At 58.0% G+C, this 264-nt stretch carries 1 protein-coding gene; it reads right to left on the bottom strand.

The genetic code is table 11. From position 1 onward, the window contains the following. The coding region (locus tag ACYQ2M_RS25510) for a transposase (protein ID WP_459919206.1) at positions 1 to 264 on the bottom strand (264 nt) is incomplete at both ends.

The raw sequence follows: 264 nt of genomic DNA on the forward strand, positions 1-264 counted from the left end.
GGCGCTCTCGCAGGCAAGGCGCCACTGGTGAACCTGTTCCGGGAATATGCCTTTTTTACGGCAGTACTCACCCAGTTCTGTCTCGTTCAGCCCTGCAGTCTCAACAACCGCGGTAAACTTGTCCCGGGCATTCCATCCTTCCGGTTCGGTATCGGCATCCGGCAGCAGGACGCCTTTCTGACGGGCCTCCTGGCGCCATTTATATAATGTGGCCTCGCTGATACCCTCTTCTTTGGCCAACTGGCTGATCGGTCTGGGATGCGG

This window comes from Desulfocicer niacini (assembly GCF_054657595.1).